Origin of the sequence: Microvirga sp. HBU67558 (assembly GCF_018069605.1) — a bacterium.
Lineage (GTDB): Bacteria > Pseudomonadota > Alphaproteobacteria > Rhizobiales > Beijerinckiaceae > Microvirga > Microvirga terrae.
On record NZ_JAGPUP010000330.1, the window covers coordinates 1 to 1,518 of the forward strand.

1 protein-coding gene and 1 pseudogene are annotated in these 1,518 nt (G+C 58.8%); one reads left to right on the forward strand and one right to left on the reverse strand.

Features of this window, described 5'->3' with window-relative positions; translation table 11 throughout:
* On the forward strand, nucleotides 1-192 hold a 192-nt coding region (locus KBI52_RS01550; protein ID WP_210804878.1), incomplete at its 5' end, for a hypothetical protein.
* Between the two features lie 988 nt (nucleotides 193-1,180).
* Here the strand turns inward: KBI52_RS01550 and KBI52_RS01555 are convergent.
* Nucleotides 1,181-1,450, reverse strand: a pseudogene (locus KBI52_RS01555) (DDE-type integrase/transposase/recombinase); the annotation flags it as partial.
* Between the last annotated feature and the right edge of the window lie 68 nt (nucleotides 1,451-1,518).

Sequence of the window (1,518 nt, forward strand, 5' to 3'; positions counted from 1 at the left end):
AAGGTCATCCAGGCGACCCTGGAGGACTTGAAAGCGACATCGGACGATCTGGACGCGGCGCTTCTAGGCTGGCTGACTATTGAGGGCCTGAACAGCCTCGAGATGCATGACCTCAGCCCGTTCTCGGAGGAGGAGCATGAGCGGGTCGTCGAAGCGGTCAACCGCCTGCTCGTTAGAGGAATTGCTGAATAGAGCGCCAGGCGCAGGGCAGACGCATCGGATTGGACGCGCGACCCCCATCTTCTATGCTGCTTGAGGCGGCACGACGTGGGTAGCGAAATGCCACGCCAGACGTTGGGCCCTCCAAGAGCTGACATGCGGCCTGGAACTCACACATGAGAACGCCCTGACAGAGTTAGCCGTGCGGAGATCGCTGCCAGGGTGCTTGTGTGATGCCGGTTGCAACACCACGCCGCTACAATGAACTACGAACATCGGAAGTGCAACCGAATGCTGTGCACAAGTACGAAGCGCCCCGGCAAAAGGCTGAGCACCAGACCTTTCACCAGAGCGCATGCGATGTGTTCCGGCATCGCAGGTTCGGTGTAGAGGCGCGCACATGCGGCCGATGTGCGGCGACGCACTCCATCCGATGTCAGAGCGCTCCTTACCCCTCCTTGCAGCCAGATTGTCAGTCGGTGCGGCTGCGATCGACACCGGTGTCGCGCGAGATTTGGGAGATCACCTCTCTTCGATCATAGCGAGCAGCAGCAGGTTAGCTGCGTCTGTCTGATCTTATCCAGGCAGGCAATCTTGCATGACCAATTCACCTGGCTATCAACGTTGAGCAAATATCTTCGTGACTCTTTTACAAGGTGCTGCGACGGGCTCCTGAAGAACTTATACCGAATGCGTTTTCACCACATAAGGACATCGGGTGCTCAGCAGATAGCGTGCAGCGATCCGGCGAAATGATTTATGACTCTGTCTCGGACCCTGTGCCAGCTTGGAACATTGGCGTCGATTCCGCGGGAATAGGTCATTTGAACAGTATCGCATACTTCAGTGAGAATAGGATTACCAGCGCAGCGGGGTTAGGCGCCAGCAGGAGTTGCAGTCTTGTCCGCGTTTGTTCTCTTCAGTGGCGCTGAGAGAATTGCCTTGGTGAGGAACTCGTAGACGGCTTGTGGTCCGCACGCGTTCTTCCGAGCGGCGCAGTCTTCGAAGAATCTGACATACTGGTCGCATCCAGAGCATTGTCGTACGCATCCCCGACGCTGCCGGCCGATGGCTCAATCCCAGCCTCGGCGAGGCGCTCGGTGTCCTTCAGTGACACGTCTTGGACCCCTCTGTCGCTATGGTGGATGAGGCTGGCTCGCCAGGGCTGGCGCTCATGCAGAGCCTGCTCCAGGGCATCGAGCACGAACTCGGCCCGGGCCGTGCGCGACACCCGCCAGCCCACGATCCTGCGGGCGAAGGCGTCGATCACAAAGGCCACATAGACGAAGCCCGACTAAGGCCTGTGGGGATTTGGGATTCCCCTTTGGGCGCGAGTGTGATTCACGCTCTGGATGGACC